This is a genomic window from Vibrio sp. AK197, from assembly GCF_053903115.1.
On the sequence record NZ_CP096430.1, the window covers coordinates 1,165,557 to 1,188,958 of the forward strand.

A 23,402-nucleotide genomic window follows, 5' to 3' on the forward strand; every position below is an offset into this window, starting at 1 on the left:
CTTACTGACACTGATAAAGAAAAACGAGCCATTTGGCCCGTTTTTACCGGATATATCGCTACAGGTCTGCTTGTTTGAGCTCGGCCAGTATCTCAAGGGCATGCAGTCTATCTTGCTGATCATAAAGATCGTTAGTAAAGATAAATTCATCGACGCCGAGTTCGCGGACAAACATCTCTAAACGATGTTGGATGGTCGCAGGGCCGCCACTCACCGACAAGCTCAGGAAGTTTTGTTCGATGTACTCTTGCTCTTGTGTACTCCATAGGCCGCTCATGCTTTCAACGGGCGGTTTCATCCACAGCTCTTGCCCACGAATCAGAGCTAAAATCCGCTGTTTCGATGTTGTTCCTAGATACTCGGCTTGCTCGTCGCTGTCAGCGGCAACCAAAGGCAAGCCGACCATGACATAAGGCTTATCAAGGACGTCAGATGCTTGAAACTCTCGACGATATAACTCAATAGCATCGTAGAGGAAGCGAGGAGCAAAATGCCCCGCAAAGACATATGGCAGGCCTTTACGTGCTGCTAGGCGGGCACTGAATAGGCTTGATCCCAACAGCCAAATAGGTACGTTCGAGCCTTCTCCAGGAAATGCGCGAACGGGTTGTTTGCCTTGATAAGGGCCAAGTAAACGCTGTAGCTCGCTCACTTCTTCTGGAAATTTATCCGCTCGCCGCTCATCACGATTGAGCGCTCGGCTAGTGATTTGATCGCTGCCAGGTGCCCGCCCAAGGCCAAGATCAATACGTCCAGGGTAGAGGCTTTCAAGTGTACCAAATTGTTCTGCAACCACTAGAGGAGGGTGGTTTGGTAGCATAATCCCCCCTGCGCCGACACGAATATTTTCTGTCGCGGCAGCAACTTGACCTATCAGTACAGACGTTGCTGCGCTGGCAATACCTGGCATGTTGTGGTGCTCTGCAAACCAGAAACGATTAAATCCTAGTTTGTCAGCATGTTGGGCATAACGCAGGCTCTGCTTTAGCGTTTCTCCAACGCTCGAACCTTCACGGATAGGTGCTAGCTCGAGAAGAGAGAAAGGAATATCGGACAGTAAAGCCATGGCGTCTCCTAGTGAACATCTTATAGGGTGAACGATCTAAATCGTATATCGCTCATTATTGAAAAGCACTCAGTAGGGGGAAGTCAAATGCGATTACGCTCGAGCATAGAGGAAAATCGTCTAAGTCGGTGGTACTGAGGGTGGCGGAAGCTGTGATGGCGAAAATTGATTTAGATCATAAAAGCCAGAAGATAAGTGGGGGAAAGCGCGCCTTCATAATATTCCATTTTGTGATTCTAACTTGTAACAAATTATTCAACTTTATCGTAATTTTCTTACGTGATTATGTTGACCTGGGTCACACTTATTGCCATAATTTTGACCAAGGACACATAAATCAACATGAGGGTTAGATCATGAGTTCACAATTAGCAGCAAGTATTAGCGTTCCAGCATCACGCAACGAAGGTAAATCAAAATTCGCTACAGTAGCACGCGAGTTAGCTATGGTCGTGACATTTTGGGCTGTCGCCGCAACATTCACCGCAGTTATGGCGTTTACCTGGGTTAACTAAGTCAATCACAACCAACAACCTCAATCGTTTGATAACTAGCAGGCGTAATCGACCACAAACACGGTCATTGACGTTACGTAATGAAATTACACATTTGAACGATAATAACGATAGGTTGTGATTTTAGTCTCTCTGAGTATTCGTTCTTCGACCGACATTTATGCCACTCGGCGAAGAACCTACTCAGACCGTAATAGCTTCCTTGATTTCTATTTCTTACTCTATCCCTGTCAGACATTATGTTCATTGCGACTTGTCGTCGTGAGTGACTCTGCTTTGTGCTGTTGGCAAATGACTTTTTCACTCAAAAGTTAAAAGTGTTGTACGCTTTGTGTAGAGCATTTATCAACGGGCTTTGAGTATGTGGTCATTATTCACGTCATTACGATTGTCCAATCACTGGCTTTTAAGCGCGTTAAGTTGCGTTGTTGTCTGCTTTCCTGCGGTTACCGATAGCAAAGAACCCAAAGAACCTTTGATTGTCACTTATCGCTCGGCGGAAAGTGTTAATGACAAGCGGTATGATTATGATTTGGCGGTACTTCAGCTAGCATTAGAAAAAACCATTGATGAATATGGAGAGTTTCGCCTTGAGCCTAGTGGGCCGATGAATTATGCGCGAGCCATCCACTTGGTTGAAAAAAACCAACGGGCTAACTTTTTTATCAAACTTAGCTATGAACAGAGTTTGCCTCAAACCATGAATTTTGTCGGCTTTCCGATTGATCTTGGTATTGTGGGTTACCGAGTCTGCTTCATTTCGCCAACCGCTAAAGCGCAGCTGCCTGAAAAACTTGAACTGAGTGATATTAAAGCGCTGCGTCATGGGCAAGGTAGAGGCTGGGCTGACGTTGGCATATTGCGCGCAAATGGGTTTGAGGTATTTGAAAACAGCAGTTATGAAGGGCTGTTTCTGATGGTGGCTAACAATCGAGTCGATCTTTTTTGTCGCGGGGCCAATGAACTTTACCAAGAATATCAATCTCATGCGTCTCTTAGCGGCATAGAGATTGATCAGCAGTTTGTTCTCTACTATCCGCTGCCACGATTTTTTTATACTCACAAAGCGAATACGCTCGCTTTAGAGAGAGTAAGCAAAGGACTTAAGAAAGCTTTTCAAGATGGGTCAATTCAAACGCTTTGGCGCCAAGCTTATGGGGCAAGCCTCGATTTTGCAGCCCTTGAAGCACGACAGTTGTTTCCTTTGACCAATCCTAATCTTCAGCAGCTGGAAAGCGAATACTTCAAGTACTTTTATCAGCCAGACGCTTTTAAGCGATAAGTTCAGTGAACGCTGCAAAGCGCAATTTCATTCTATTTTCCTTTTTCCGAGATTTTTATACTTACTCTGACAGTGAAAATGAAAAGGAATGTTATGCAATTTGATACTAAATTTGCGATTGTTGTTGCTGATGACCTACCGACGTGGCAAAAGTTGAATGTTGTGAGCTTTTTGTCGGGAGGCGTGACCCAAACTCCGCAAGTGACAACAGGGCAAACTTATTGTGATGCGTCTGGACAGGGGTATTTGCCGCTTTGCGTTCAGCCGATCATCGTACTAAAAGCCAACAGAGATAAGTTATCGACCTTTGTTCAGCGAGCGAATCGCCAGCAAGTGGACACGGCGATTTTTATTGATGACATGTTCCAATCTGGACACGATGAAGCGAACCGGAAAACGGTATATCAATATGAGACGTCGCAGCTACCGCTGGTGGGTATCGCAATGTTTGGTGACAAGAAACTGGTGGATAAAGTGTTTAAAGGCGCAAAACTACACGATTAGCCCACCTTCACAACATTTAAAACGCACGATAAGCAAAGAGAGATTAGAGCCTTGGCGATATTTCTCTTTGCTTGTTGCTGCCAGTACCCTCTTCATCAGTCAACTTGGAAGACTCGAATCACCACCGCATTAGCGCCTTTTATCGGCGTAATCGTGCCGGTAAAAACCCGTTTATTTAACCAGTCGTATTGGCCGATAGGCGCCTTAAAGGTTGGTGTGGTTCTAATGTAAGGAAACTCGCCGGCCCCTGCATCTCTTGATGCAAGCCCGGTATTATGGATGATGATGTTTTGTCCGTCTTCGGTTTGAATGCTGTACAACGCATCAATTTCTAACACGTCGTCAGGCCGCTGCAGTTGCCAATCAGCGCCGCCAGCAAGCACCGTACCCGAGATATTTTTACCTTGAAAGTATCCGCCCGTAATCGGGACATAACGCCTCACGCCACTGTCACTTTCACCAATTTCCACTGAAGCATCGAGTTTGACAACTAATGTCATCACTTCAAAGGTTTTTGGTGGCTCAACGCGTTTGGGAAGTTGATGAGCGGCAATATCGACATCGATGGTTTTCATTGGGGGCGGTGATTCTGGTTGCGCCCAAAGCGGGTTACTGATGGCGACAAGAACAAACAATAAATTGGCTCGAATACGTTTTAGCATAACTACTATCGCTCCATTGACAGGGGGGCTCTCCGCTTGAGTGCGGAGAGCGACTAAGTCGTTACTAACTACTGTAAAGGATTGGCTATTTGGTGAATATGTCGATTCTTGCGCCATACCATGACCTTTATTGCCCAAGTTAACGGTCATTACTTTGCTGAGTGGCGTCGACAACAATCAGTTCCACGCCATGTCGTTCCATCTGCATCGCGAGGTTTTCAGGTGGTCTTTGATCGGTAACAACAAAATCAATGTCTGACCATGAGCAAGATTGAAACATTAATTGGGTATTAAATTTACTGCTTTCGGCAATGCAGATCACTTGAGTTGACTGAGCGGCCATCGCCCGTTTCAGTTCGGCATCGGTTTCTAAATCGGTGGTGATGCCGGTTTCACTGAGCGCACTAACGCCAATAAAGGCTTTATTGGCTTGGTATTTCCCAATTTGTTGAGTGGTGATATTGCCGACAATCGCATGAGAAAAATCGTCGAACATCCCTCCGAGAATACACTTCTTAATCTGAGATTTGTCACTAAGCTCATTCAAACTCTCCAGTGAGTTAGTGATGACGCTCGAAGGCAGATCAAGATAGTGTGCAAGGGCTGCGCAGGTGGTGCCCGCATCAAGGAAGACGATGTCATGTTGTTTAATCAACGAAGCGCCATAAGCCGCCAGTGACTGTTTCACCGGATCGTTTTTTGAGCGCTGTTTGTAGGAAAGCGTGACTTTTTTATCATCAAGGATCGCCCCGCCTCGAATTCTCAATATTCCCGGATAATCCGCGAGCTTAACGAGATCACGGCGAGCGGAATCGTAGGAAATGTCGTAGGTGTGACAAATCTCTTCAATGGTAATTTTTCCTTGGCTTTTGATGTGTGCTTCAATCGCAATTAAACGTTCTTCTTGGGTCATATCATCAGCGTGTTCAGCGTCTACGTTGAAAGCCAGTCTACCTCATTCTCCATTATTAAACACTTGTATTCGCGTATAATCACTTATAAGCATGATGACAATACAGCGCATTAAAGCGGCGAATAATCCTTGTTTGGCTTGAATGTGCGTAAGTAACAGTGCAATATTTGGTTTTTGTCACATTAAATAATGGGTAAATTTAAGTGTTATAGCCGATTGGTAAGTGGTTGTAAGTCTAATCGCTTAACTGACATCAGGTGTTGCACTTAAAGTGACCAAGATGACAACTGATAGGTTGTGTTTAACGAACTGAGAATGAAGTGTTATGACGGTTGCTCCTATAAAAACGGCGGTTATTGGCTATGGCTTTTCCGCCAAAACTTTCCATATTCCTTTTGTCGATACGCTGGCTGAGTTTGAGTTGGCTGCAATCAGCACCAGTAACGGTGATGCAGTGGCTGCAGACTGGCCAAGCGCGCAGCATTACGCGAGTGCGTCGGAATTACTGACGCACTCCGACGCTGAATTAGTGATTATTACCGCGCCCAATGACGTGCATTTTGAGTTAGCAAAACAAGCCATTGAAAATGGTAAACATGTGATCATTGAAAAGCCGTTTGTCACTCGAGTTGAAGACGGAGAGGCACTGATTGCCCTTGCTCAAAAACATAACCGAGTGTTGAGTGTGTATCACAATCGTCGTTGGGATGGCGATTTTTTAACCGCGAAAAAGCTGATTCAAGAGCAACAGATTGGTGAGATTCGACATTTTGAATCGCATTTTGACCGCTTTCGCCCGCAAGTACGTCAACGCTGGCGTGAACAAGCTACCGACGGCGGAGGTATTCTGTTTGATTTAGGCTCGCACTTAATCGACCAAGTTCTCGAATTATTTGGTGTCCCTGAGGCGGTTACAGCGCAATGTAAGATGATGCGCGAAGGCTCAACTAATGTTGACTATTTCGATGTAACGCTGCATTACTCAAGCCATGTTGCCATTGTTCATGGTGACTTATTCAGTGCAGGACCAAACAAGCGATTTACGCTTAAAGGCACGCAAGGCAGCTTCGAAAAATATGGTCTCGATCCTCAAGAAGGTCGTTTAATTGATGGGGTAGCTCCGAGTGATTCATCATGGGCGGACGAAACGTCTGATAGCTATGGGCGTTTATACCGCGCAGAAAATAGCGAAATTGTTGCCACTGAGCGCGGTGGTTACCAGCACTACTTTCAAAAAATGGCGCAGGCCATTCGTAGCAACGGGCAGCCACCAGTCAGTGCTGAAGACGCGCTATGGAACATTAAGCTGATTGAGTTAGCGATGGAGAGTCAGCGTCTTGGCCAAACCATCGCAGTTAAACAAGTGGAGGAAGCGAATTGATGGCTAACGATATGCTCACCAAACTGCTTGCTCAAGAGGCAGAGTTGCAGCTTACGCAGTTTAATCATGACATTGCCTGGCAACTGGGCTGTGCCCTAAAACTCGCGGCAGAGGAACGTGGCGCTGCCGTGACGATAGAAATCTACGCCTTTGAGCAAGTTCTGTTTAGTTACGCGATGGCAGGGACAAGTCGAGATAATCAAGATTGGGCTCGTCGCAAGCGTCAATCCGTGCTGCGTTATGGGCATAGTTCTTACTATCTAGGGCAATACAATGCGTCAAAGCATCGGGAATTTGAATCGCAGCCTCATATTGATCCTCGTGAATATTGTGCCCATGGTGGTGCGTTTCCGATTCGGATCCAAGGTAGCGGTTTGATTGGTGTCATTACTGTATCGGGTTTACCCCAGGAAGAAGATCATAATATGGTCGTCACAGCGCTGAGTCAGCACATCAAGGCGATACCATCATCGTGATTTAAAATCAATGCAGAGAAATTAATCATCAGCATCATATTCGTGACTTTGCAAATCCAAAGGTAAGGTTCACAATCAGTGATACTCGTGTATACAAGGAGTTATGTCATGACAAAAATTTCTCGCTGCATCAGTGCAGCTCTGTTTGCGGCGGCGATGGCGCAAGCGCCGCTCAGTTACGCTAAGTACGAACCGAACCTGATTACTCAACAAGCGGGCGGTTACGCGGTACAAGTCGGTGACGTTCGAGTCACGGCGTTAAACGATGGTACGGTGCCACAAGATGCGAAAAACTTGCTACGTAACGTCACGCAACAGGAAATCGATAAGCAACTGGCGTACAACTTTCAAAGTAATCCCGTTGAAGGCTCAATCAATGCCTACCTCATTCAGATGCCTGAACATACCATTTTAGTGGATACCGGGGCAGGGCAGATGTTTGGTCCCGGTAAGGGCGGAAAGGTCATGAGCGATTTAGCTGCGTTAGGTATTAAACCCGGTGATATCACGGATGTCTTGATTACCCACTCACATTCTGACCATACCGGTGGTTTGATTAAAGACGGTAAACCTGCGTTTAACAACGCAACGGTTTATGTGGGTAAGCCTGATATCGATTTCTTCTTTGACGATGAAAAGATGAAAAACTCGCCATACGGCCAAGGTTACTTTGACGGTGCTCGTAAGACCCTCAAGCCTTACCTTGATGCGGGAAAAGTGAAAACCTTTGAAGGCTCTCAAGAAGTCTTACCGGGGATCACTGCCACGGTCCATCCGGGCCATACTCCGGGGGCCGCGTTTTACCGTTTAGATAGCCAAGATGACAGCATCACGTTTATTGGTGACATCATCCATATTGCCTCGGTGCAATTTGCCGATCCTAAGGTCACGATCATCTATGACCAAAATCAGTCTAAAGCGCAATCGGTGCGTAGCAAAGCGTTTGCTGAATTCGCCAAACAAGGTGAACTGGTTGCCGGGCCGCATCTCGCGTTTCCGGGTATTGGACATCTGCGCAGCGATGGGAATGGTTATGATTGGGTCCCTATTGACTATGTGAATCGCGCGGATAGCGGTCAATAAACGTTAAAAAGGGCTCTGTTGAGCCCTTTAACTTTACCATTGATGGTTGTCAGGTTTGAGGGTACTTCGCGCTTAAAACGTGTAGTTAACCGACACCCAGTAATTGCGTCCCGATGTACGTAGCTCGCGAGGCCGAGTTTCACTGGTTTTCGGGCAAATCAATGCCTGTTGCTCATTATCGCTTTTGACTACTTATCTCCGCGCGTTTCCTTTGTTAATGATGGTTGACCTGAATGTTTGATCTTTAGGCCATCAATATCATCCTATGTCTTTTTCTGTTACAGTCCGCGCTGCGCGAAGCTGTATTGGGAGAATAAATGAAATTACTGTACTGGTTGAATGAATGGCTATCTCTGTCCTGCCAGCAACAGCAATCCCAACTTCCTCACTATGGACACGCCTTACTTGATACTGTTTTTGTCAAGTATGAGCTTGTGGATATCGATAAACCGTTACTGTTTATTTTTTCTCCTTCAGGCAGTGATGTTCAGCAACAAGACCTCCATCCGGACTTTGAGCCTTGGGGGTATCATTTCGCTCAGCAACAGCAGGTCAACGTCATTGCTTTTCAGCATCTGGGTAAAAGTAATTGGTTTCGTAGCCCGAGTTTGATCGCCTTCCTCGAACAGTTGTCGCCTTTACTCACTCCTTTTAAGTGTCGTTTAGGGTATGGCTTGAGCCGAGGTGGTTTTGCGGTGGGGGCATTTAGCGATTTACTCATGCTGGACCATGTTCTGCTGTTTTCTCCGGTTAGCACAAAAAATAAACATCTCGTGCCATGGGATGACAGGCCAAGCACGGAGCTAGCCCAGCAGTTTGACTGGCGTGGGGATTATCATGATCGTAACCTTGGTTCGGCTTTAGGTTATGTCATTTATGACCCGACCAATGACATCGATAGGTGGCATGCGGAGCGCTTTTCTCAACTTACACACATACAGGTTGAGGGGATGGGGCATGGCGTAGACCCCAGTGATTTAAATAAATTAGGCTTTTATAACCATTTGGCCGCGCAGTTTATTCAGCATCAAACCCTTGATGTTGGCGAACTGCGTCAACAAGCCAAAGTTCGGTTTTTACAAGAGGACTGACCGTGAATCTTCATCGCCAATGAAGAGGACGACATACAACACACGACATTATTAGCACAATTGCTTTGCGGCAATTTAGATGGAGGACTCATGAAGTTACTGTATTGGCTGGACGAGTGGCTCGCGCTTGATAAAGACGCGCAGCAAAGCCAGCTACCTATGTCCGGGGAGGATTTACTTGATGATGTATTCGTTAAGTATCAGTTTGTTGATCTCAATAAACCCTTGCTGCTTACCTTTTCACCCGCCGGCACCAATATACAGAAACAGGATTTAGATTCGAATTTCTCGCCTTGGGGCTATCGATTGGCCACCAAGCAGAACGTCAACATCATCGCTTTTCAACATATGGGGAAAAGCAATTGGTTTCGTAGTCGCAATTTAATTTTCTTTTTGGAGCAGTTAGCCACCTTGATAACCCCCTTTGAATCGCGTCTAGGCTACGGCTTAAGCCGTGGCGGTTTTGCGGTCGGCGCCTTTGCTAAATTGCTTCAGTTAGATCAAGTGCTATTGTTCCATCCAGTGAGTACCAAAAATAAAACCATCGCGCCATGGGATGATCGCCCGAGTACTGACTTAGCTCAGCAGTTTGACTGGGAAGGGGATTACCACGATTTAGATTTAGGGAATGCCAAGGGCTACATTATTTATGATCCGACCAATCATATTGACCGCTCGCATGCGAAACGCTACGCCCAACTTACGCATCTCAGAGTCTTTGGGATGGGGCATGGCACTCACGCAACCTACCTGAGCAAGTTTGGATTTTATAAGCAGGTCGCGGTCGATTTTATTCGCAACCAACACATCGACATTGCTCAGTTCCGCCATCAAACCAAAACCTTGCGTTTAAAAGAAGATTATTATCAACGCCTTAATCACGCCAACGCCGATTCTTCGCACCGTTTAGGGCTATTGAGTACCGCTCATAAAGTACTTAAAGAAGAGAAAAAAGCGCACGTCAAAGAACATCAGACCAGTATCGACATTCAGCCGCTTATTGATATCGCCTCAAAGCATCAAGAGCAGAATCCGCAAGATGCTAAGCAGTTGTTGGAAGTGGCTCAGCAAATCGCGCCTGACGAACCTAGGATTGAACGTAAACTCCAACAATTAGCTTAGCCGAGGTTGGATTGCGATATTGAGTTGGATTGCGATATTGAATAGTCAGTGAAGGGCTTTGGCCCTTTTGAATCTATTTGGCGAAATAATTGCAGTGTATTCAATCTGATTAGAGGTAGTAATTGTTTTACTCATGGAGTAGCATGCTCGACCCTTTTTTGATCGCAGGAGTCATCGATGTCTATTGGTTTTGATTTTGGAACAGCAAATTGTTCGGTGGCTCACATGGATGATCAAACGCCAGTGCTTCTGGCGCTTGAAAATGACCAAGCCTATATCCCATCAACGCTCGCTGCGCCAACCCGTGACAGCGTGTCCGAGCATTTGTTTCGTCATCGACATATTGAGCCAAATGGCGAGGTCGGCGAACGTTTGCTTCGTCGCTCGATAGCATTGAATCGTGAAGAAGATATTGATCTTCAAGCTGAAGACGTGGCTTTTGGCCATGCGGCGCTGGATGTTTACTTGAGTGATCCTCAAGAAACGTACTATGTGAAGTCACCAAAATCGTTTCTTGGCGCGATGGGGCTGCACGATATTCAGCTCGCATTTTTCGAGGACCTGGTCTGCGCGATGATGGCAAATATCAAATCGCAGATCGCACTAAGTGGCGTTGATAGCGCAAATGTGGTCATCGGCAGACCAATCAACTTTCAAGGGCGTGGCGGAGAGGATTCGAACCGTCAAGCTGAGGCGATTTTACGTAGCGCTGCCCGGCGCGTGGGATTTCGTCATATTGAGTTTCAATTTGAGCCCGTTGCTGCTGGCTTGGAATATGAGTCCACCTTAACTCAAGACAAAACCGTGTTGGTGGTCGATATTGGCGGTGGGACAACCGACTGTTCCTTGATTCAAATGGGGCCAACTTGGCGCCACAAAGACCAGCGCCAAGCCAGCCTTATTGCGCATAGTGGCCAACGCGTTGGCGGGAACGATTTGGATATTCACTTAGCGTTTAAACAGCTGATGTATCCGTTTGGGTACAAAAGCCAAACCCTTTCAGGGCTTGAGATGCCAATGACGCAATTTTGGAACCCGATTGCGATTAACGATGTCACGGCGCAGCAAAGCTTCTATGCGCGCGAGAACTTGAAAGATCTCAAACACATGTATAAAAACGCGGCTCAACCGGAAAAGTTGGCGCGCTTACTGACGGTCTACCATGAAACGCTGGGCCATCGTGTGGTTAAAAATGCCGAAGACATCAAAATTGCGCTTTCTGAGCATCCGCAAGTGACGACGCAACTGGATATTGTGTCCGACCAAGTCTCATTAACGGTTGAGCGCGAAGCGATGTTAGAAGCGATTGATGCACCAAAGCGAAAAATGATGAGCTTGGTGGAAGAGGCGCTTGCTCAAGGCGGAGTTAAACCAGATGCCGTCTATATGACAGGCGGTTCGGCGCGCTCACCAATTTTACGTAGCGCCGTAGAGCAACTGCTTCCAGACGTGCCTGTGGTGAGCGGTAGCTACTTTGGGTCGGTGACGGCAGGGCTTGCACGCTGGTCAAAACTTTGTTTTGGCTAAGCATTGTGGGCCAGGTGCTCAGAACTGCGAATCGTGTGAGAAGTTTGTTAGAGCGCGTCTCACCCAGTTGTACTACCGCGATGATTTGATAAAGTGTGATCTTATCCTCGTTTGTTTGTCTATTTGTGAGCTCAATTAATGCGCAAAGCGTTTAAGTTCTTTTTCAATTCAATGCTGATTTTGGCTGGGTTATTTTGGCTTTCATCGTGCAGTATGTTCAATGAACCGCCGTATCAGTCAGACAGCATGACATCGGTTATCATCAAAGATAGTCACATTAACGAGGCCAGTGGCCTTACGCGCTCACGCCGAGATAAAAATGTCTTGTGGGTGAATAACGACAGTGGTAACGCCGCAGAAATCTATGCAATTAATCCACAAGGTGAGCGTCTGGCAACGGTCACGATTCCTGATATTGATTTGGAATGGTTGGATTGGGAAGACATGGCGTCGTTTGAAATGGACGGTAAAGCTTACCTGATGATTGCGGATGTGGGTGACAATTTTGAAAGTCACTGGCAATACCATTTGTATTTTATCGAGGAGCCGGATCTTTCCCAATATCAAAAAGGTGAAAAGTTCGAACTTAAACCAGAGTGGGTCATGCGCTTTATGTATGAAGATGGCCCGCGTGATTGTGAAGCCGTTGCGGTGGACGAAAAGCATGGCAAGATTTTACTGCTCACCAAACGAAATGACCCACCTGTGCTGTACCGTTTACCGCTGAAGAAGATAAGAGCGACAAAAGCCAAACGTATGGGAGAAGTGAAACCCATGCCGATGCCCAAAGAGCGTCATTACCGCATTGTGGATTTTTTGGATTATACCAAGATGCCGACCGCGATGGATATTGCGCCAGATGGCTCGGGGATTGTGGTGCTCACTTATGGTAATGCCTTTTACTTTCCGACCAATGGCGTGGAAGACGATTGGCTAAGTGTGCTGAACTCCACGCCGAAAACCATTGAGTTACCGCCGTTAAAGCAAGCTGAGGCGATTGGTTTTGACCACAGCGGCCAACATGTGTTTGTTACTGGCGAGCGCCGGCCCACGCCGTTGCTAAATATCAATATTTCTTCGCTGATTGACACCGCGTCCGATGAATAAAAAAGAGCATCCTAGGGGATGCTCTTTTTTTGGTCACTATCTGGATTCAATGGGACGCGGCGCTGGTTTCCACCAACTGACACTCACAAAGGTGACTAAACCGGTAATCAGTGTAGGAACAATTGCGTGCACTCCGCCCATGTCAGGCTTAGTGACCATTAAAACAATGTAGCAGCCAAGCCCAATAACCATCGAGCTTAGTGCGCCTGCCGCCGAGGCTCTTTTCCAATACAAGCCAAGAACTAATGGCCATAAGAATACGGCCTGCAACCCCCCTAGCGCCATGAGATTGAGCCAAATGATCATCTCCGGCGGGTTGGTTGCTGCAAAAAATACCAGCAAGGCAAAAATCCCGGTAATCCATAATGAGAGGCGGTTGAGTTTGCTGTCGGCTTTGTGCTGCTCAGCGGCCCGTGGATTAATGTAGTTGATGTATAAGTCTTTCAGTAATGTTGCTGAAGCTTGGATCAATAATGAGTCGATGGTTGACATGATAGCCGCCATCGGCCCCGCCAGAAAGACGCCAGCGACCACAGGCGATAACACGGTGATCATCAGCGTTGGCATAATCTGGTCTGGGCTATCGATATCGGGCACAATCGCGCGCCCAAGAGCGCCCGCAGTGTGTGTGCCAAACATTAATATAGCAATCACAACCGTGCTGATGACCATACCTTTATGTAAGGAAGGGCTGTCTTTATAAGACATACAGCGCACCGCAGCATGGGGAAGTCCAATGACCCCAAAGCAGACCAAAACCCAGAAGCTGAGCATAAATGGCTGACTCAAAAATTGATTCGGGCCGTACGGGGTCACTAGTGCGGGGTCAATGGCGTGCATTTTGGTGACCAGTTCACCGATACCGCCGCCCACATGAATAATGCCGTACAGCAGGAGTAGCGTACCAATCACCATCATAATACCTTGAATAGTGTCAGTGAGGACGACGGCGCGAAAGCCGCCAATGGTGGTATATAAACCTACGGTACATGCAAAAATCAATAAACTCGCCTGATACGGTAAGCCTGTGACGGTTTGCAATAGCCGTGCACCGCCAACAAATTGAACCACCATCGTGCCAAAAAACGCCAGCAGTAGGGCGAGCGAGGCAAAGATCACCACGTTACGATTCTTAAAGCGTGCATAAAGAATGTCGTTTAACGTCAGAGCGTTGTGCCGACGCGCTTCAATCGCAAACTTTTTACCCAGCACCCCAAGCGTGAGCCAAGTGGCGGGCAGTTGAATCATGGCCAATAATACCCAGCCAAGGCCCATTTTATAAGCCGCGCCAGGGCCTCCAATAAAGCTACTTGCACTGGCGTAGGTGGCCGCGAGGGTCATTGCCAAGACAAAACCACCCATACTGCGATTGCCAACAAAGTACTCGCTTAAAAATTTTCCAGATTGCTGATGGCGACGAGTAAAAAACGCCACGGCAAAGACGCCCAGTACGTACAGTACCAGCGGTATCAGAATTTGAATGTTCATAGGCTTAGTCGTCTTGAATGTCGTCGAGAGGAAGATCACGATAGAGGTATTTGACCATCAAGCCACACAGCACAGTAAATAGCGCAGGCCCAATGATACATGACAGTAAAAACCATAATGGCATCCCCCAATAGAGGGTTGGCAAACTGGTGTCCTCAACGGGCGCAGAAAATTGATAGGCGCTGAGATACCACCAAACAAAATATCCGAGTGCCAGAACGATAGCCCAGATAGCCTCGCGATGTGCTTGGCGATAAACCATGTCTCGCTGGTTCATGAAGTTCTCCCGACGTAAAGCTCATTGTGAAGCACAAGGAGTCCAGTGACCTGCACTTTACAATGAGTATGAAAAATTGGCGTGATGATACCAAAGATGGCACCCAGTTTTCCTGAAAATTCGCATTTAATGAATTTATTCAATAAGTTTTATGACGAAGAAGGGTAAAATACCTCGAGATTTAGGTGTCTAAAATCGGCTACCGGCGCGATACACGCCCAAGGTCAGCCGCGATATAAAGAGGAATCATGGAAAGGTTAGATTGCGACCGAATGTTTATCGCGGTCAAAGAGTTGGGCAGTTTTACCGCCGCAGCGAAACGCATGGGAAGCAGTAGCGGACAAGCTTCAAAGATGATTTCTCGACTAGAAAACGAACTCGGCGTGCAACTGTTTAAGCGCAGTACGCGGGCGGTGACCGTCACCGATGTTGGCGATGCGTACTATCAGCGGATTAAGCCAATTATTGAAGATCTCGATGCGCTGAATGATTCAATTCGTACTGCTTCAAAGGAGCCGTCTGGACGACTGCGCATCTCAGTGCCGTCGAGCTTTGGTCGTAATCAATTGACACCGCCGCTGCTTGCTTTTGCGCAGCAATATCCGCACATCGCTCTGGATGTCAATCTTGCTGATCGCCCTGTGAGTATTGTCGACGAAGGTTATGACTTAGCACTGCGTATTGGTATTTTACGTGATAGCAGCTTAATTGCCCGTAAGCTGTGTGATATTCGCGTGGTGACGGTGGCGGCGCCAAGTTATCTTTCTTACGCGGCGGGTATAAAACACTGGCAGGATCTGCCAAATCATCAATGCATTATTGATACTAATTTTGAAAGCCCCTATCACTGGCCCTATGCGGACTCAAATGGCGAATTGTGCGAGGTTAACGTGCATGGGAGATTGCAATTTTCCAATGCAGAGGTGTGCTTACAAGCGGCTTGTGAAGGGCTGGGCGTAGCGCGCTTACCGAGTTTTGTTGCGGGCCAAGCATTAAAGCATGGGCAGCTCGTCACCATACTTAATGATTTTGAACCTGACCCCATCGGGCTTTTTGCACTGTACCCCCCATCAAAACATCTTGCCCAAACCTCGCGTATTTTAATCGACTATTTAGTCGCTCATTTTGCTGGTCAGCCTGAGTGGGATACAGGATGGTAATTTCTTCCATAATGGAAGTAAACATCCTCAAAAGCGGGGGATAATAATCATTATGGAAGTAGGCTAAAGTCTCTTTGTCGCAGCCGAGTAATGGAGAGAGATTATGTTAGTCAATGGTGTTTGGACCAAAGAATGGGATCCTGTGCAAGCCACCGATAAACAAGGTGGATTTGTGCGTCAAACTTCCTCGTTTCGCAATTGGATTACGCCAGATGGTTCACCGGGCATCACCGGAGAAGGTGGCTTTAAAGCGGAAGCTGACCGCTACCATCTGTATGTTGCCTTGATCTGCCCTTGGGCTTCGCGCACATTGATTGCTCGTAAACTCAAAGGCTTGGAGAATATTATCTCGGTTTCAGTGGTTGAACCTGCGTTACTCGATGAGGGCTGGCATTTTGGTGACTACCCTGGTTCAGATCTCGACCCAATCAATCACGCAACGTGGATGCATCAAATCTACACTCAGGTAGATCCTCACTTTACAGGCCGCGCGACGGTGCCCGTTTTATGGGACAAGAAGACGCAAACCATCGTCAATAATGAATCGGCAGACATCGTTCGTATGTTTAACTTTGGTTTCGGTGAGTTGGCCAGTTCAGAGTACGATTTATATCCACAGCAACTGAGCGCTGAACTTGAGCCTTTAACCAAACGTATTTACGATAAGTTGAATAATGGTGTGTATCGTGCGGGCTTTGCGACCACACAAATTGCATACGAACAAGCGTATGAGGATGTGTTTGAGACACTTGATGAGCTTGAAAAACGTTTGAGTGATGAGCGCCCTTATTTGATGGGATCACAGCTCACTGAAGCGGATATTCGTTTGTTCGTCACGTTAGTGCGTTTTGATGTCGCTTATCACGGCATTTTTAAATGTAATAAACAGCGAATTGGTGATTATCATTACCTCGATCTGTTTTTAAAACGCATGCTAGACGTGCCAGGTATTCGGGAAACCGTGAATATCGACCACATTAAACGCGGTTACTATGCGATCAAGGCATTAAATCCCACTCGTATTGTGCCCGAAGGGCCAGACATGTCACGTTACGGGCTTTAGGAGAGCGCAAATTATGGCAAAAAATATCGTTATTTTTCTGCATGGAGTCGGTAGCCGAGGAAGCCATCTTGAGCCGATTCTCGATTACTGGAAGAGCAAGATGCCCGAGGTTATTTTCGCGGCGCCTAATGCGCCTTTTCCCTTTGCGGGAGGAGGTGATGGGTTTGAGTGGTTTAGCCTAAATGCGATCAGTGAGCAAAACCGACCTCAACGAGTCCTTGAAGCGCGCGAGCACTTTGACAATACACTGAACCAAGTTTTGGCTGAGCATGGCGCTTCGTTTGAGCACGATCATGTCCTTTTGGTCGGCTTTTCCCAAGGTTCCATCATGACGCTGGACGTATTGGCAAGTGGTCGTTTGAATGTGGCTGGTGCGGTGGCTTTTTCTGGGCGCTTTGCCTCTGTAGAGCCCTATACGCCACGCACAGGAACGCCACTTCTACTGGTTCATGGTAAAAGTGATGGCGTAATTTCCTGGCATGAGAGTGAAAACAGTGCCCAGGCGTTTAAGCAACTCGGGCTCAAAGTCGACACTCTCTACGAAGAAGGGCTTGAGCATACCGTGTCGCAGCAAGGCGCGGATCGCGCTGCGGCGTTTATTGCTAACGTATTTTCAAGTTAATTCGATTTTATGGTAATACGAATAAAGCAGGCAAAGTGATGCCTGCTTTTTGTCTGTCGATTAAGAGGAAGACGTTAAAACGCTGTGGCGACGAGGTGCAAGACGCAGAATCAGGGCCAGCAATCCACACCCTGCGGCAAATAATGTAACGCCACTCCAGTGTGTATCGCTATACAGGTAACTGGCAATAAAACTTCCGAGCGACATGCCAATAAATAGCCCGACAATTAAAATCGCGTTCACCCGACTTAATGCTTCGGGGGCCGCTGCGTAAATCAGCGCTTGGTTGGAGATGAGTGACATCTGAAACCCCAAGTCAAAGACTATGGTTAATAAAACTAATAATCCTAATTCGACGCTAAAGCTTATCGGAAATTGATGAATAGCGAACATGCCGCTAAAGGCGAAAAATACCAAAATAGCGCCAATTTTCGTCAGCCTCAGAGGGCCAATACTATCCGATAGCTTGCCAAATTTAGGCGCCATTAAGACACCCATCGCACCCGCAATACCGAACAAACCGGCGATGCCCGAGCCAAGCTCAAGTGGAGAATCTTTGAGCATTAAAGAGAGGGTGGTCCAGAACGCGCTGAATCCCATTGCCAGCAACCCTTGAGTGAAGGTCGAAAGCCGAACCGATGCATGTTGGACAAACAGCTTACCTAGGGAGCCCAGTAACCGAGGATAACTGATATCACTTGTGGGTTTGGTGCTTGGTAGCTGTGTAAACAGTAGGACACTAATTATCAGCATTGCACCGGCGGCACAATAAAATACCGCTCGCCATCCTGCCAATTCACTGATTGCGCCACTGAGTACGCGAGAAAGTAGAATACCACCGAGCAGGCCAGTCATGATGGTACCAACAATGTGTCCCCGTCGCTGCTCATCGCCAAGCACAGCAGCAAAAGGCACCACATCTTGCGCTAAGGTCGCGGTTAACCCCATCAAAAAGCTGGCAATAAGTAAGGCATTGAGATTACTCGCTGCCCCCGTCAGTAATAATGCTAAAAACAGGGCCAGCGCCTTAATCACAATGACTTTCTTGCGATCATATTTGTCGCCTAATGGATTAATTAGCAGCATTCCCAATGCGTATCCCATTTGTGTGAGCGTAGGGAGATTGCCAACTTGCTGCGCACTGACATTAAGATCAACCATCAATTCACTCAGAAGAGGCTGCGCGTAATAGAGTGAAGCCACTGCCAAGCCAGAGGTAAAGGCAAGTAACCACACAATTGTCGATGACAGTGGATTTTGGTTATTTGTATGACGTATAGCATTGTTCATAAAGGAAGGTTCCTAATAGTCGCTTGCTAATGAGTTTGACCGCATAACGCTTGCTCGGGAAGAGGCATAGTGAGAACATCTGTTATACGTACTGCGTATAAAGGTGAATCTGATGGCGAATGGTAATTTTGATCGTGTTGAGTTAATGCGAACCTTTGTTCGCATCGTTGAATCAGGCAGCTTATCGGCAGCGGCTACGCAGCTCATGACAACCCAGCCGACAATCAGTCGCCGTTTAAAAGCGTTAGAAGTCTCTATTGGTGGCAAGTTGATTCATCGAACAACCCATCAATTGAAACTCACCGAGCTGGGGGAGCAATATTATTCTGGTGCCCGTCAATTACTGGCCAATTGGGATGCGTTTGAATCGGATGTTACGGGCGCGGTGGTGACGCCTGAAGGACGGCTCAGAGTCATGGCGCCTCATGCTTTTGGGCAAGAAGCGTTGATCAAACCACTGAGCGAATTTATGCATCAGTATCCGAAATTAAGTGTTGAGTGGCAGCTTCACGATGACCGAAGCTTAACGGACTTTATTGCCCATGACATCGACTGTGCGATCCAAGTTGGTGAGGTCAAAGATGACAATTTAGTGGCGATTCGAATTGCTGAGGTACCAAGAATTGTGGTCGCAAAGCCTGGGTTCGTTGAGGGGGTCGATGACTTAGCGTGGAATCCTGACTATCTGCAAGCGTATCCATGGTTGGCACTGCAAACCTTTTATCGCAATCATTTACGTCTAACTCATATTCAAACCGGAGAGCAGCGAGAGCTCGAGTTTAGCCCTCGATTTCTTACTGACAGCTTGTATGCCCTGCGCAGTGCTGCGCTCCATGGCGTAGGAGTCGCGGTCGGTTCTCAATGGCTGCTGAGCAAAGATATTCGTGAAGGGCAGCTTGTCAACTTATTACCGCAATGGCGCGCCGACCCTTTACCTGTCTACGTGGTGTATCCCTATGCCAACTTTTACCCGGCGAAACTGACGGCTTTTGTGAGCTTTATTCGAGAGCATATGGCGCAAGTCATTCAGGGCTTAACGCAATCCTAGGATTGTGATTTTTGCAAATCTCGTTATGATAAACTTCACAGTTGCAAATAATTATCAATAGAATTTACAAGGATTTAAAGTGAGCACTTTTCAATCTGAAAGCGATTTAGACGAGGTTTATCCCCAACCGCACCCGCTAGCAAAAAGCAAAGCCATTAGCTTTATTGACCCTCATAGCGAAACATTCATTAACCATAGCCCTCTAGCGATGGTGTCTAGTGTCGATGAAAGTGGCTTTCCGGATGTTTCTCCTCGTGGTGGGAAACCTGGCTTTGTTAAAGTGCTTGATAAGCATACCCTCGCTTTTGCTGACAGTGCAGGCAACAATCGCTTAGATACTTATCGTAATTTAGTGAAGCAGCCGCAGGTGGGTATCCTATTCACTATTCCTGGCATAGAAGAAGTATTGCGAGTGAAAGGAAGTGTCAGTTTGTCGCGTGATCCTGAGGTGTTAGAAGCGTTTGCTGAAAAAGGGAAGCCCGCCAAGTTGGTGGTGATGATCAGCGTAAAAGAGCTGTTCTTCCACTGCGCAAAAGCCCTTATGTTGGCAAAACCTTGGGACAGCGAAACGCATGTTGACCGTGATGTACTGCCGTCTTTATTGCAAATTATCAAAGATCAGCAGGCGTTAGCCACCTCTGAGTAAATCTAACGCGGTGATAATCAAGACATAAAAAAAGACGCATTAAGCGTCTTTTTTGTTTATCAGCGACGGATTATCCGCGCTTGGACTCTAAGGCATATTTACCCGGGCCAAGAAGTAAAATAGCGATCGCTGAGAATAGGTAAACACCAATGCCTTCGGCAGCCCATGCGCCGACTTTATCCACGGCAAAGAGGTCACCGCCATGCATTAAGAAAATCACCATCACGGCTGTACCGATGATGATAATCGCACCTATGCGAGTGAATAGACCAAGAATCAGTAAAATAGGTGCAACGACTTCGCCAAGGTAAACACCATAGGCGATAAAAGCGGGCAGGCCATGTTGTTCTAACAATCCTTGAATGAAGGTCGTACCACCGTAAATTTTATGGATACCATGAAGTAAAAACATAACACCGAAACTTACACGCAAAATCAGTTTACCTAAGTCTTCGTTGTCAAATGTTGTGTCGATAAAGTGAAGTAGTGCTTTCATGCGCAGTCGCCTTATAGATTCGTTTTATGATAATGAAACGCGATGTAAATGTGATGTCTTATTAGTTTTTAATATAAAATGGTTTCAACACGTTACGGGTTGATTAGAATCAACATAACGATAATAACGTGCTTGAAATTTTAATTTGTGGAATCTTGTTATCAGATAAATAGGGTCGCTTTCTGTTTTTAGTTTGCGGCCAAGTTAAGGGAGGAATGAATTGATTACACGACAAGTGGCATCGAGCAGCAATCAGCAATCTCTACGTACTAATCAGTGTGGCGTATGGTTTTAAGCGGCGATCTAATGTCATGAGCGTGTATATAAAACTTTATGCTTAGGAATAAAAGCAAACTGCGTCTATCTTCTAAATAGACGCGAATTTGGGAACCACATATGCTTGCGCAAACAGCACTCGCTTTAGCATCAATTATTGTCTGTATTTTCGGATTGGTTGGAATTCAACTTATCCATGAGCCCAAAGGCCAACGCCGGGCAAAACCATTTTTCAGCGGTTTTTTTCTCACTGGTATGGTCAGTGCCTACCTGTTTGGCAACCTTTCCGGTGATTCAACCACACTTTATGAAGTGGAATTGGTCGCCGTTACCGCGATTCATCAATGGCTCTTCCTTCTTGGTTTAGCGATCCGTTTTGCCAGCCGCCACGTGGAACGTTTATGTTACGTGCTCGCTTTTGCGTTTGCGCTACTTTATGCTTTTGGTTTGCCCTCCACCATTATCACCATTTGTTTCTCTATTCTTACTTCGCTAGTGGCTATCGCGATTTTGGTGATGCGGCGCCCAGCCCCGAATTCTGCAGATATCTGTTTAGCGTTAACTGTACTGCTTTCGTTTAGCTTGTCTTTGTTTGATATTGCCAGCGGAACACAAAGGCTGTCGTTTTTGGACATGGAAATGGACGATTTCATTTTGCACTTGGTGTTTGTGCCTGCGGTCATTTGTGGTCAGAGTATTTTCTTGTTGGCGAGTTACATGATCGATAATAACCGTAACCTGATGCGTTTGGCGCAAAAAGACAGTTTAACCAATATGCTTAACCGCCGAGCCTTTTACGAACAATTGAATCAATACTATCAAGAGTTAAAGGAGTCGCATGGACAAGGTGCGATCATCATTGCTGATATTGATTTTTTCAAAAAAATCAATGATACCTATGGGCATGAAGCGGGCGACCAAGGGCTTCTGCATTTTGAAAGTATTATCAGCCAGTCGATTCGGGATAGTGACATTGCTGCGCGCTACGGTGGTGAAGAGTTTGTGATTTTTCTGCCTGGAGCTGATCTCCCCAAAGCACTTGAAGTGGCTGAACGAATGCGTTTGCGCTGTGAAACCAGCTATTTCAATTACAAAGATTACACCATTAAGTTCACATCAAGCTTTGGCGTGGCAGAGTGCTTGTTTTCTGCTCAGCCTGACGCGACCGTCGCGATGGCCGATAAAGCCTTGTATGAAGCGAAAACCAGTGGCCGGAATCGCGTTTGTTATTTGCAGTTATAAAAACGCTTCGTGTCATCACGAAGCGTTTTCTCCGCTGAAACGCGCCGTTAAGCGGATTTGAATTGAGGGATAATGTGCTCGCCGTACTTGGCGATGATATTCTCTTCGTCGCCGTTGTCTAAATAGATATTAAATTGCGTTACGCCTGACTCTTCAAGCTGTTTGATTTTCGAAATATGCTGGTCGACTTCGCCAAGAACGGAGAAACTTTCAATGATCTCATCAGTGATGAAATCGAGATATGGGTTATCGCTTTGTCCGTGTTTGGAATAGTCGTAACCTTTACGCTGTTCAATGTAGTCTGTCAGACTTTTCGGAACTAAGCCGGAATCCGTACCATACTTCTCAACAATATCAGCGACATGGTTGCCAACCATGGCCGGGAACCAACGTGTTTTGTCTAAGCACTGTTGCTGGGTACCAAAATAGGCTGGGGCAGCGGCTTGAATTTTAAAGTTGCTCATGTCGCGTCCCTGCGCTTGACCCGCCGCTATGGCTTGGTCTGCAAACCATTTGACCAATTGGGGTTCGCCAATTTGCAAAATGAGCCCATCGCCCACTTCGCCCGCGGTCGCCAATGCTTTAGGGCCATACGCGGCAATCCAAACCGGAAGATCGTAGCCATCGGCCCATGGCAGTTTCACTGGGTTTTCACACTCGCCGTAAGTGACTTCTTCACCTTTGACCATGGCTTTCACTTTACGTGTGAACTCAGCGACTCTGGCAAGTGGCGCTGGCTTTTTCCCCATAACGCGCATGGAGGAGTCCCCCCGGCCAAGGCCAATATCAATACGTCCTTCACTTTGCGCCGCCAAACTGCCGTATAGGCTTGCAGCGAGAGACCAGTCACGAATGTTTGGGTTTGTGACACATGGACCAAAGCGCATTGTTTTGGTGTGTTCCATACACATCGCCATGGCGACGAACGACTCACGCCAAAGAATGTGAGAATCATAGAACCAGCAGTAATCAAAGCCAGCTTCTTCGGCCTGACGTACTAGGTTTCTTGCTCGGTTTGGGCTAACAAAGCCTTTAAAGGTAATACCAAATTCCATTTGTGTGTTC

Annotated in this window: 24 protein-coding genes; 16 read left to right on the forward strand and 8 right to left on the reverse strand. The window is 46.8% G+C overall.

The window, feature by feature from the left end:
* Positions 1 to 58: 58 nt before the first annotated feature.
* Entirely contained in the window at positions 59 to 1,066 is a 1,008-nt protein-coding gene (locus M1D72_RS12660; RefSeq protein ID WP_390190545.1) for an LLM class flavin-dependent oxidoreductase, read from the reverse strand.
* Positions 1,067 to 1,422: 356 nt separating this feature from the next.
* Between M1D72_RS12660 and M1D72_RS12665 the strand changes: the two genes are divergently transcribed.
* The 3 genes from M1D72_RS12665 (at position 1,423) to M1D72_RS12675 (ending at position 3,367) form a co-directional block, all read left to right on the forward strand.
* The gene (locus M1D72_RS12665; RefSeq protein WP_390190544.1) at positions 1,423 to 1,581 is read left to right on the forward strand and encodes a hypothetical protein; all 159 of its coding nucleotides are present in this window, start codon (positions 1,423 to 1,425) and stop codon (positions 1,579 to 1,581) included.
* A gap of 361 nt (positions 1,582 to 1,942) precedes the next feature.
* Positions 1,943 to 2,863: a hypothetical protein gene (locus M1D72_RS12670; RefSeq protein WP_456297103.1), complete on the forward strand. Its 921-nt coding sequence runs from the start codon at positions 1,943 to 1,945 to the stop codon at positions 2,861 to 2,863.
* Positions 2,864 to 2,956: 93 nt separating this feature from the next.
* Complete coding sequence (locus M1D72_RS12675; protein ID WP_456297104.1) at positions 2,957 to 3,367, forward strand: DUF2000 family protein; 411 nt, start codon at positions 2,957 to 2,959, stop codon at positions 3,365 to 3,367.
* A gap of 95 nt (positions 3,368 to 3,462) precedes the next feature.
* Here M1D72_RS12675 and M1D72_RS12680 read toward each other — a convergent pair whose 3' ends face one another.
* Both M1D72_RS12680 and M1D72_RS12685 read right to left on the reverse strand, forming a co-directional pair.
* The gene (locus tag M1D72_RS12680) at positions 3,463 to 4,029 is read right to left on the reverse strand and encodes a DUF3237 domain-containing protein (RefSeq protein ID WP_456297105.1); all 567 of its coding nucleotides are present in this window, start codon (positions 4,027 to 4,029) and stop codon (positions 3,463 to 3,465) included.
* Positions 4,030 to 4,168: 139 nt separating this feature from the next.
* Positions 4,169 to 4,942: a DeoR/GlpR family DNA-binding transcription regulator gene (locus M1D72_RS12685; RefSeq protein ID WP_456297106.1), complete on the reverse strand. Its 774-nt coding sequence runs from the start codon at positions 4,940 to 4,942 to the stop codon at positions 4,169 to 4,171.
* A gap of 325 nt (positions 4,943 to 5,267) precedes the next feature.
* On the opposite strand from M1D72_RS12685, the gene M1D72_RS12690 reads away from it, so the two are divergent.
* The 7 genes from M1D72_RS12690 (at position 5,268) to M1D72_RS12720 (ending at position 12,729) form a co-directional block, all read left to right on the forward strand.
* Complete coding sequence (locus tag M1D72_RS12690) at positions 5,268 to 6,323, forward strand: oxidoreductase (RefSeq protein ID WP_456297107.1); 1,056 nt, start codon at positions 5,268 to 5,270, stop codon at positions 6,321 to 6,323.
* Positions 6,323 to 6,799: a heme-degrading domain-containing protein gene (locus M1D72_RS12695; RefSeq protein WP_390190538.1), complete on the forward strand. Its 477-nt coding sequence runs from the start codon at positions 6,323 to 6,325 to the stop codon at positions 6,797 to 6,799. Before M1D72_RS12690 ends, M1D72_RS12695 begins: the two co-directional genes overlap by 1 nt.
* A 108-nt stretch (positions 6,800 to 6,907) precedes the next feature.
* On the forward strand, positions 6,908 to 7,882 hold the full coding sequence (locus M1D72_RS12700; RefSeq protein WP_456297108.1) for an MBL fold metallo-hydrolase: 975 nt from the start codon (positions 6,908 to 6,910) through the stop codon (positions 7,880 to 7,882).
* Between the two features lie 317 nt (positions 7,883 to 8,199).
* Complete coding sequence (locus M1D72_RS12705) at positions 8,200 to 8,973, forward strand: cytosolic protein (protein WP_456297109.1); 774 nt, start codon at positions 8,200 to 8,202, stop codon at positions 8,971 to 8,973.
* Positions 8,974 to 9,063: 90 nt separating this feature from the next.
* Positions 9,064 to 10,095 (forward strand): cytosolic protein, encoded by a 1,032-nt coding sequence (locus tag M1D72_RS12710; protein ID WP_456297110.1) that lies wholly within the window; start codon positions 9,064 to 9,066, stop codon positions 10,093 to 10,095.
* 177 nt (positions 10,096 to 10,272) lie between these two features.
* Complete coding sequence (gene yegD / locus M1D72_RS12715; RefSeq protein WP_456297111.1) at positions 10,273 to 11,622, forward strand: molecular chaperone; 1,350 nt, start codon at positions 10,273 to 10,275, stop codon at positions 11,620 to 11,622.
* A gap of 138 nt (positions 11,623 to 11,760) precedes the next feature.
* Positions 11,761 to 12,729 (forward strand): hypothetical protein, encoded by a 969-nt coding sequence (locus M1D72_RS12720; RefSeq protein WP_456297112.1) that lies wholly within the window; start codon positions 11,761 to 11,763, stop codon positions 12,727 to 12,729.
* A 36-nt stretch (positions 12,730 to 12,765) separates the two neighbouring features.
* On the opposite strand, the gene panF is transcribed toward M1D72_RS12720, so the two are convergent.
* Entirely contained in the window at positions 12,766 to 14,217 is a 1,452-nt protein-coding gene (gene panF / locus M1D72_RS12725) for a sodium/pantothenate symporter (protein ID WP_456297113.1), read from the reverse strand.
* Between the two features lie 4 nt (positions 14,218 to 14,221).
* Positions 14,222 to 14,494, reverse strand: a complete 273-nt coding sequence (locus M1D72_RS12730; protein ID WP_456297114.1) for a YhdT family protein — start codon at positions 14,492 to 14,494, stop codon at positions 14,222 to 14,224.
* Positions 14,495 to 14,742: 248 nt separating this feature from the next.
* Between M1D72_RS12730 and M1D72_RS12735 the strand changes: the two genes are divergently transcribed.
* The 3 genes from M1D72_RS12735 (at position 14,743) to M1D72_RS12745 (ending at position 17,339) form a co-directional block, all read left to right on the forward strand.
* Positions 14,743 to 15,654 carry a LysR substrate-binding domain-containing protein gene (locus M1D72_RS12735; protein ID WP_456297115.1) on the forward strand — a complete coding sequence of 304 codons (912 nt, stop codon included), beginning with the start codon at positions 14,743 to 14,745 and terminating at the stop codon, positions 15,652 to 15,654.
* 103 nt (positions 15,655 to 15,757) lie between these two features.
* Entirely contained in the window at positions 15,758 to 16,717 is a 960-nt protein-coding gene (locus M1D72_RS12740) for a glutathione S-transferase family protein (RefSeq protein WP_456297116.1), read from the forward strand.
* Positions 16,718 to 16,730: 13 nt separating this feature from the next.
* Positions 16,731 to 17,339: an alpha/beta hydrolase gene (locus M1D72_RS12745; RefSeq protein WP_456297117.1), complete on the forward strand. Its 609-nt coding sequence runs from the start codon at positions 16,731 to 16,733 to the stop codon at positions 17,337 to 17,339.
* A 60-nt stretch (positions 17,340 to 17,399) separates the two neighbouring features.
* Here the strand turns inward: M1D72_RS12745 and M1D72_RS12750 are convergent, their stop codons facing one another.
* The gene (locus M1D72_RS12750) at positions 17,400 to 18,629 is read right to left on the reverse strand and encodes an MFS transporter (protein WP_456297118.1); all 1,230 of its coding nucleotides are present in this window, start codon (positions 18,627 to 18,629) and stop codon (positions 17,400 to 17,402) included.
* A gap of 112 nt (positions 18,630 to 18,741) precedes the next feature.
* On the opposite strand from M1D72_RS12750, the gene M1D72_RS12755 reads away from it, so the two are divergent.
* Together M1D72_RS12755 and M1D72_RS12760 are read left to right on the forward strand one after the other, a co-directional pair.
* Positions 18,742 to 19,677, forward strand: a complete 936-nt coding sequence (locus tag M1D72_RS12755; protein ID WP_456297119.1) for a LysR family transcriptional regulator — start codon at positions 18,742 to 18,744, stop codon at positions 19,675 to 19,677.
* A 79-nt stretch (positions 19,678 to 19,756) separates the two neighbouring features.
* Positions 19,757 to 20,323 (forward strand): MSMEG_1061 family FMN-dependent PPOX-type flavoprotein, encoded by a 567-nt coding sequence (locus M1D72_RS12760; protein WP_390190521.1) that lies wholly within the window; start codon positions 19,757 to 19,759, stop codon positions 20,321 to 20,323.
* Between the two features lie 70 nt (positions 20,324 to 20,393).
* Here the strand turns inward: M1D72_RS12760 and M1D72_RS12765 are convergent, their stop codons facing one another.
* Positions 20,394 to 20,819 (reverse strand): DoxX family protein, encoded by a 426-nt coding sequence (locus tag M1D72_RS12765; protein WP_390190520.1) that lies wholly within the window; start codon positions 20,817 to 20,819, stop codon positions 20,394 to 20,396.
* Positions 20,820 to 21,215: 396 nt separating this feature from the next.
* Between M1D72_RS12765 and M1D72_RS12770 the strand changes: the two genes are divergently transcribed.
* Positions 21,216 to 22,337 (forward strand): GGDEF domain-containing protein, encoded by a 1,122-nt coding sequence (locus M1D72_RS12770; protein ID WP_456297120.1) that lies wholly within the window; start codon positions 21,216 to 21,218, stop codon positions 22,335 to 22,337.
* Between the two features lie 47 nt (positions 22,338 to 22,384).
* Here M1D72_RS12770 and M1D72_RS12775 read toward each other — a convergent pair whose 3' ends face one another.
* The gene (locus tag M1D72_RS12775) at positions 22,385 to 23,392 is read right to left on the reverse strand and encodes a TIGR03842 family LLM class F420-dependent oxidoreductase (RefSeq protein WP_390190518.1); all 1,008 of its coding nucleotides are present in this window, start codon (positions 23,390 to 23,392) and stop codon (positions 22,385 to 22,387) included.
* Positions 23,393 to 23,402 lie beyond the last annotated feature (10 nt).

Bases quoted from the DNA above. Each gene is read 5' to 3' on its own strand.
- M1D72_RS12660 (WP_390190545.1), bottom strand. From the start codon at position 1,066: ATGGCTTTACTGTCCGATATTCCTTTCTCTCTTCTCGAGCTAGCACCT.
- M1D72_RS12665 (WP_390190544.1), top strand. From the start codon at position 1,423: ATGAGTTCACAATTAGCAGCAAGTATTAGCGTTCCAGCATCACGCAAC.
- M1D72_RS12730 (WP_456297114.1), bottom strand. From the start codon at position 14,494: ATGAACCAGCGAGACATGGTTTATCGCCAAGCACATCGCGAGGCTATC.
- M1D72_RS12685 (WP_456297106.1), bottom strand. From the start codon at position 4,942: ATGACCCAAGAAGAACGTTTAATTGCGATTGAAGCACACATCAAAAGC.
- M1D72_RS12765 (WP_390190520.1), bottom strand. From the start codon at position 20,819: ATGAAAGCACTACTTCACTTTATCGACACAACATTTGACAACGAAGAC.
- M1D72_RS12705 (WP_456297109.1), top strand. From the start codon at position 8,200: ATGAAATTACTGTACTGGTTGAATGAATGGCTATCTCTGTCCTGCCAG.
- M1D72_RS12690 (WP_456297107.1), top strand. From the start codon at position 5,268: ATGACGGTTGCTCCTATAAAAACGGCGGTTATTGGCTATGGCTTTTCC.
- yegD (WP_456297111.1), top strand. From the start codon at position 10,273: ATGTCTATTGGTTTTGATTTTGGAACAGCAAATTGTTCGGTGGCTCAC.
- M1D72_RS12670 (WP_456297103.1), top strand. From the start codon at position 1,943: ATGTGGTCATTATTCACGTCATTACGATTGTCCAATCACTGGCTTTTA.
- M1D72_RS12700 (WP_456297108.1), top strand. From the start codon at position 6,908: ATGACAAAAATTTCTCGCTGCATCAGTGCAGCTCTGTTTGCGGCGGCG.
- M1D72_RS12695 (WP_390190538.1), top strand. From the start codon at position 6,323: ATGGCTAACGATATGCTCACCAAACTGCTTGCTCAAGAGGCAGAGTTG.
- M1D72_RS12740 (WP_456297116.1), top strand. From the start codon at position 15,758: ATGTTAGTCAATGGTGTTTGGACCAAAGAATGGGATCCTGTGCAAGCC.
- M1D72_RS12745 (WP_456297117.1), top strand. From the start codon at position 16,731: ATGGCAAAAAATATCGTTATTTTTCTGCATGGAGTCGGTAGCCGAGGA.
- M1D72_RS12775 (WP_390190518.1), bottom strand. From the start codon at position 23,392: ATGGAATTTGGTATTACCTTTAAAGGCTTTGTTAGCCCAAACCGAGCA.
- M1D72_RS12750 (WP_456297118.1), bottom strand. From the start codon at position 18,629: ATGAACAATGCTATACGTCATACAAATAACCAAAATCCACTGTCATCG.
- panF (WP_456297113.1), bottom strand. From the start codon at position 14,217: ATGAACATTCAAATTCTGATACCGCTGGTACTGTACGTACTGGGCGTC.
- M1D72_RS12710 (WP_456297110.1), top strand. From the start codon at position 9,064: ATGAAGTTACTGTATTGGCTGGACGAGTGGCTCGCGCTTGATAAAGAC.
- M1D72_RS12675 (WP_456297104.1), top strand. From the start codon at position 2,957: ATGCAATTTGATACTAAATTTGCGATTGTTGTTGCTGATGACCTACCG.
- M1D72_RS12720 (WP_456297112.1), top strand. From the start codon at position 11,761: ATGCGCAAAGCGTTTAAGTTCTTTTTCAATTCAATGCTGATTTTGGCT.
- M1D72_RS12755 (WP_456297119.1), top strand. From the start codon at position 18,742: ATGGCGAATGGTAATTTTGATCGTGTTGAGTTAATGCGAACCTTTGTT.
- M1D72_RS12770 (WP_456297120.1), top strand. From the start codon at position 21,216: ATGCTTGCGCAAACAGCACTCGCTTTAGCATCAATTATTGTCTGTATT.
- M1D72_RS12735 (WP_456297115.1), top strand. From the start codon at position 14,743: ATGGAAAGGTTAGATTGCGACCGAATGTTTATCGCGGTCAAAGAGTTG.
- M1D72_RS12680 (WP_456297105.1), bottom strand. From the start codon at position 4,029: ATGCTAAAACGTATTCGAGCCAATTTATTGTTTGTTCTTGTCGCCATC.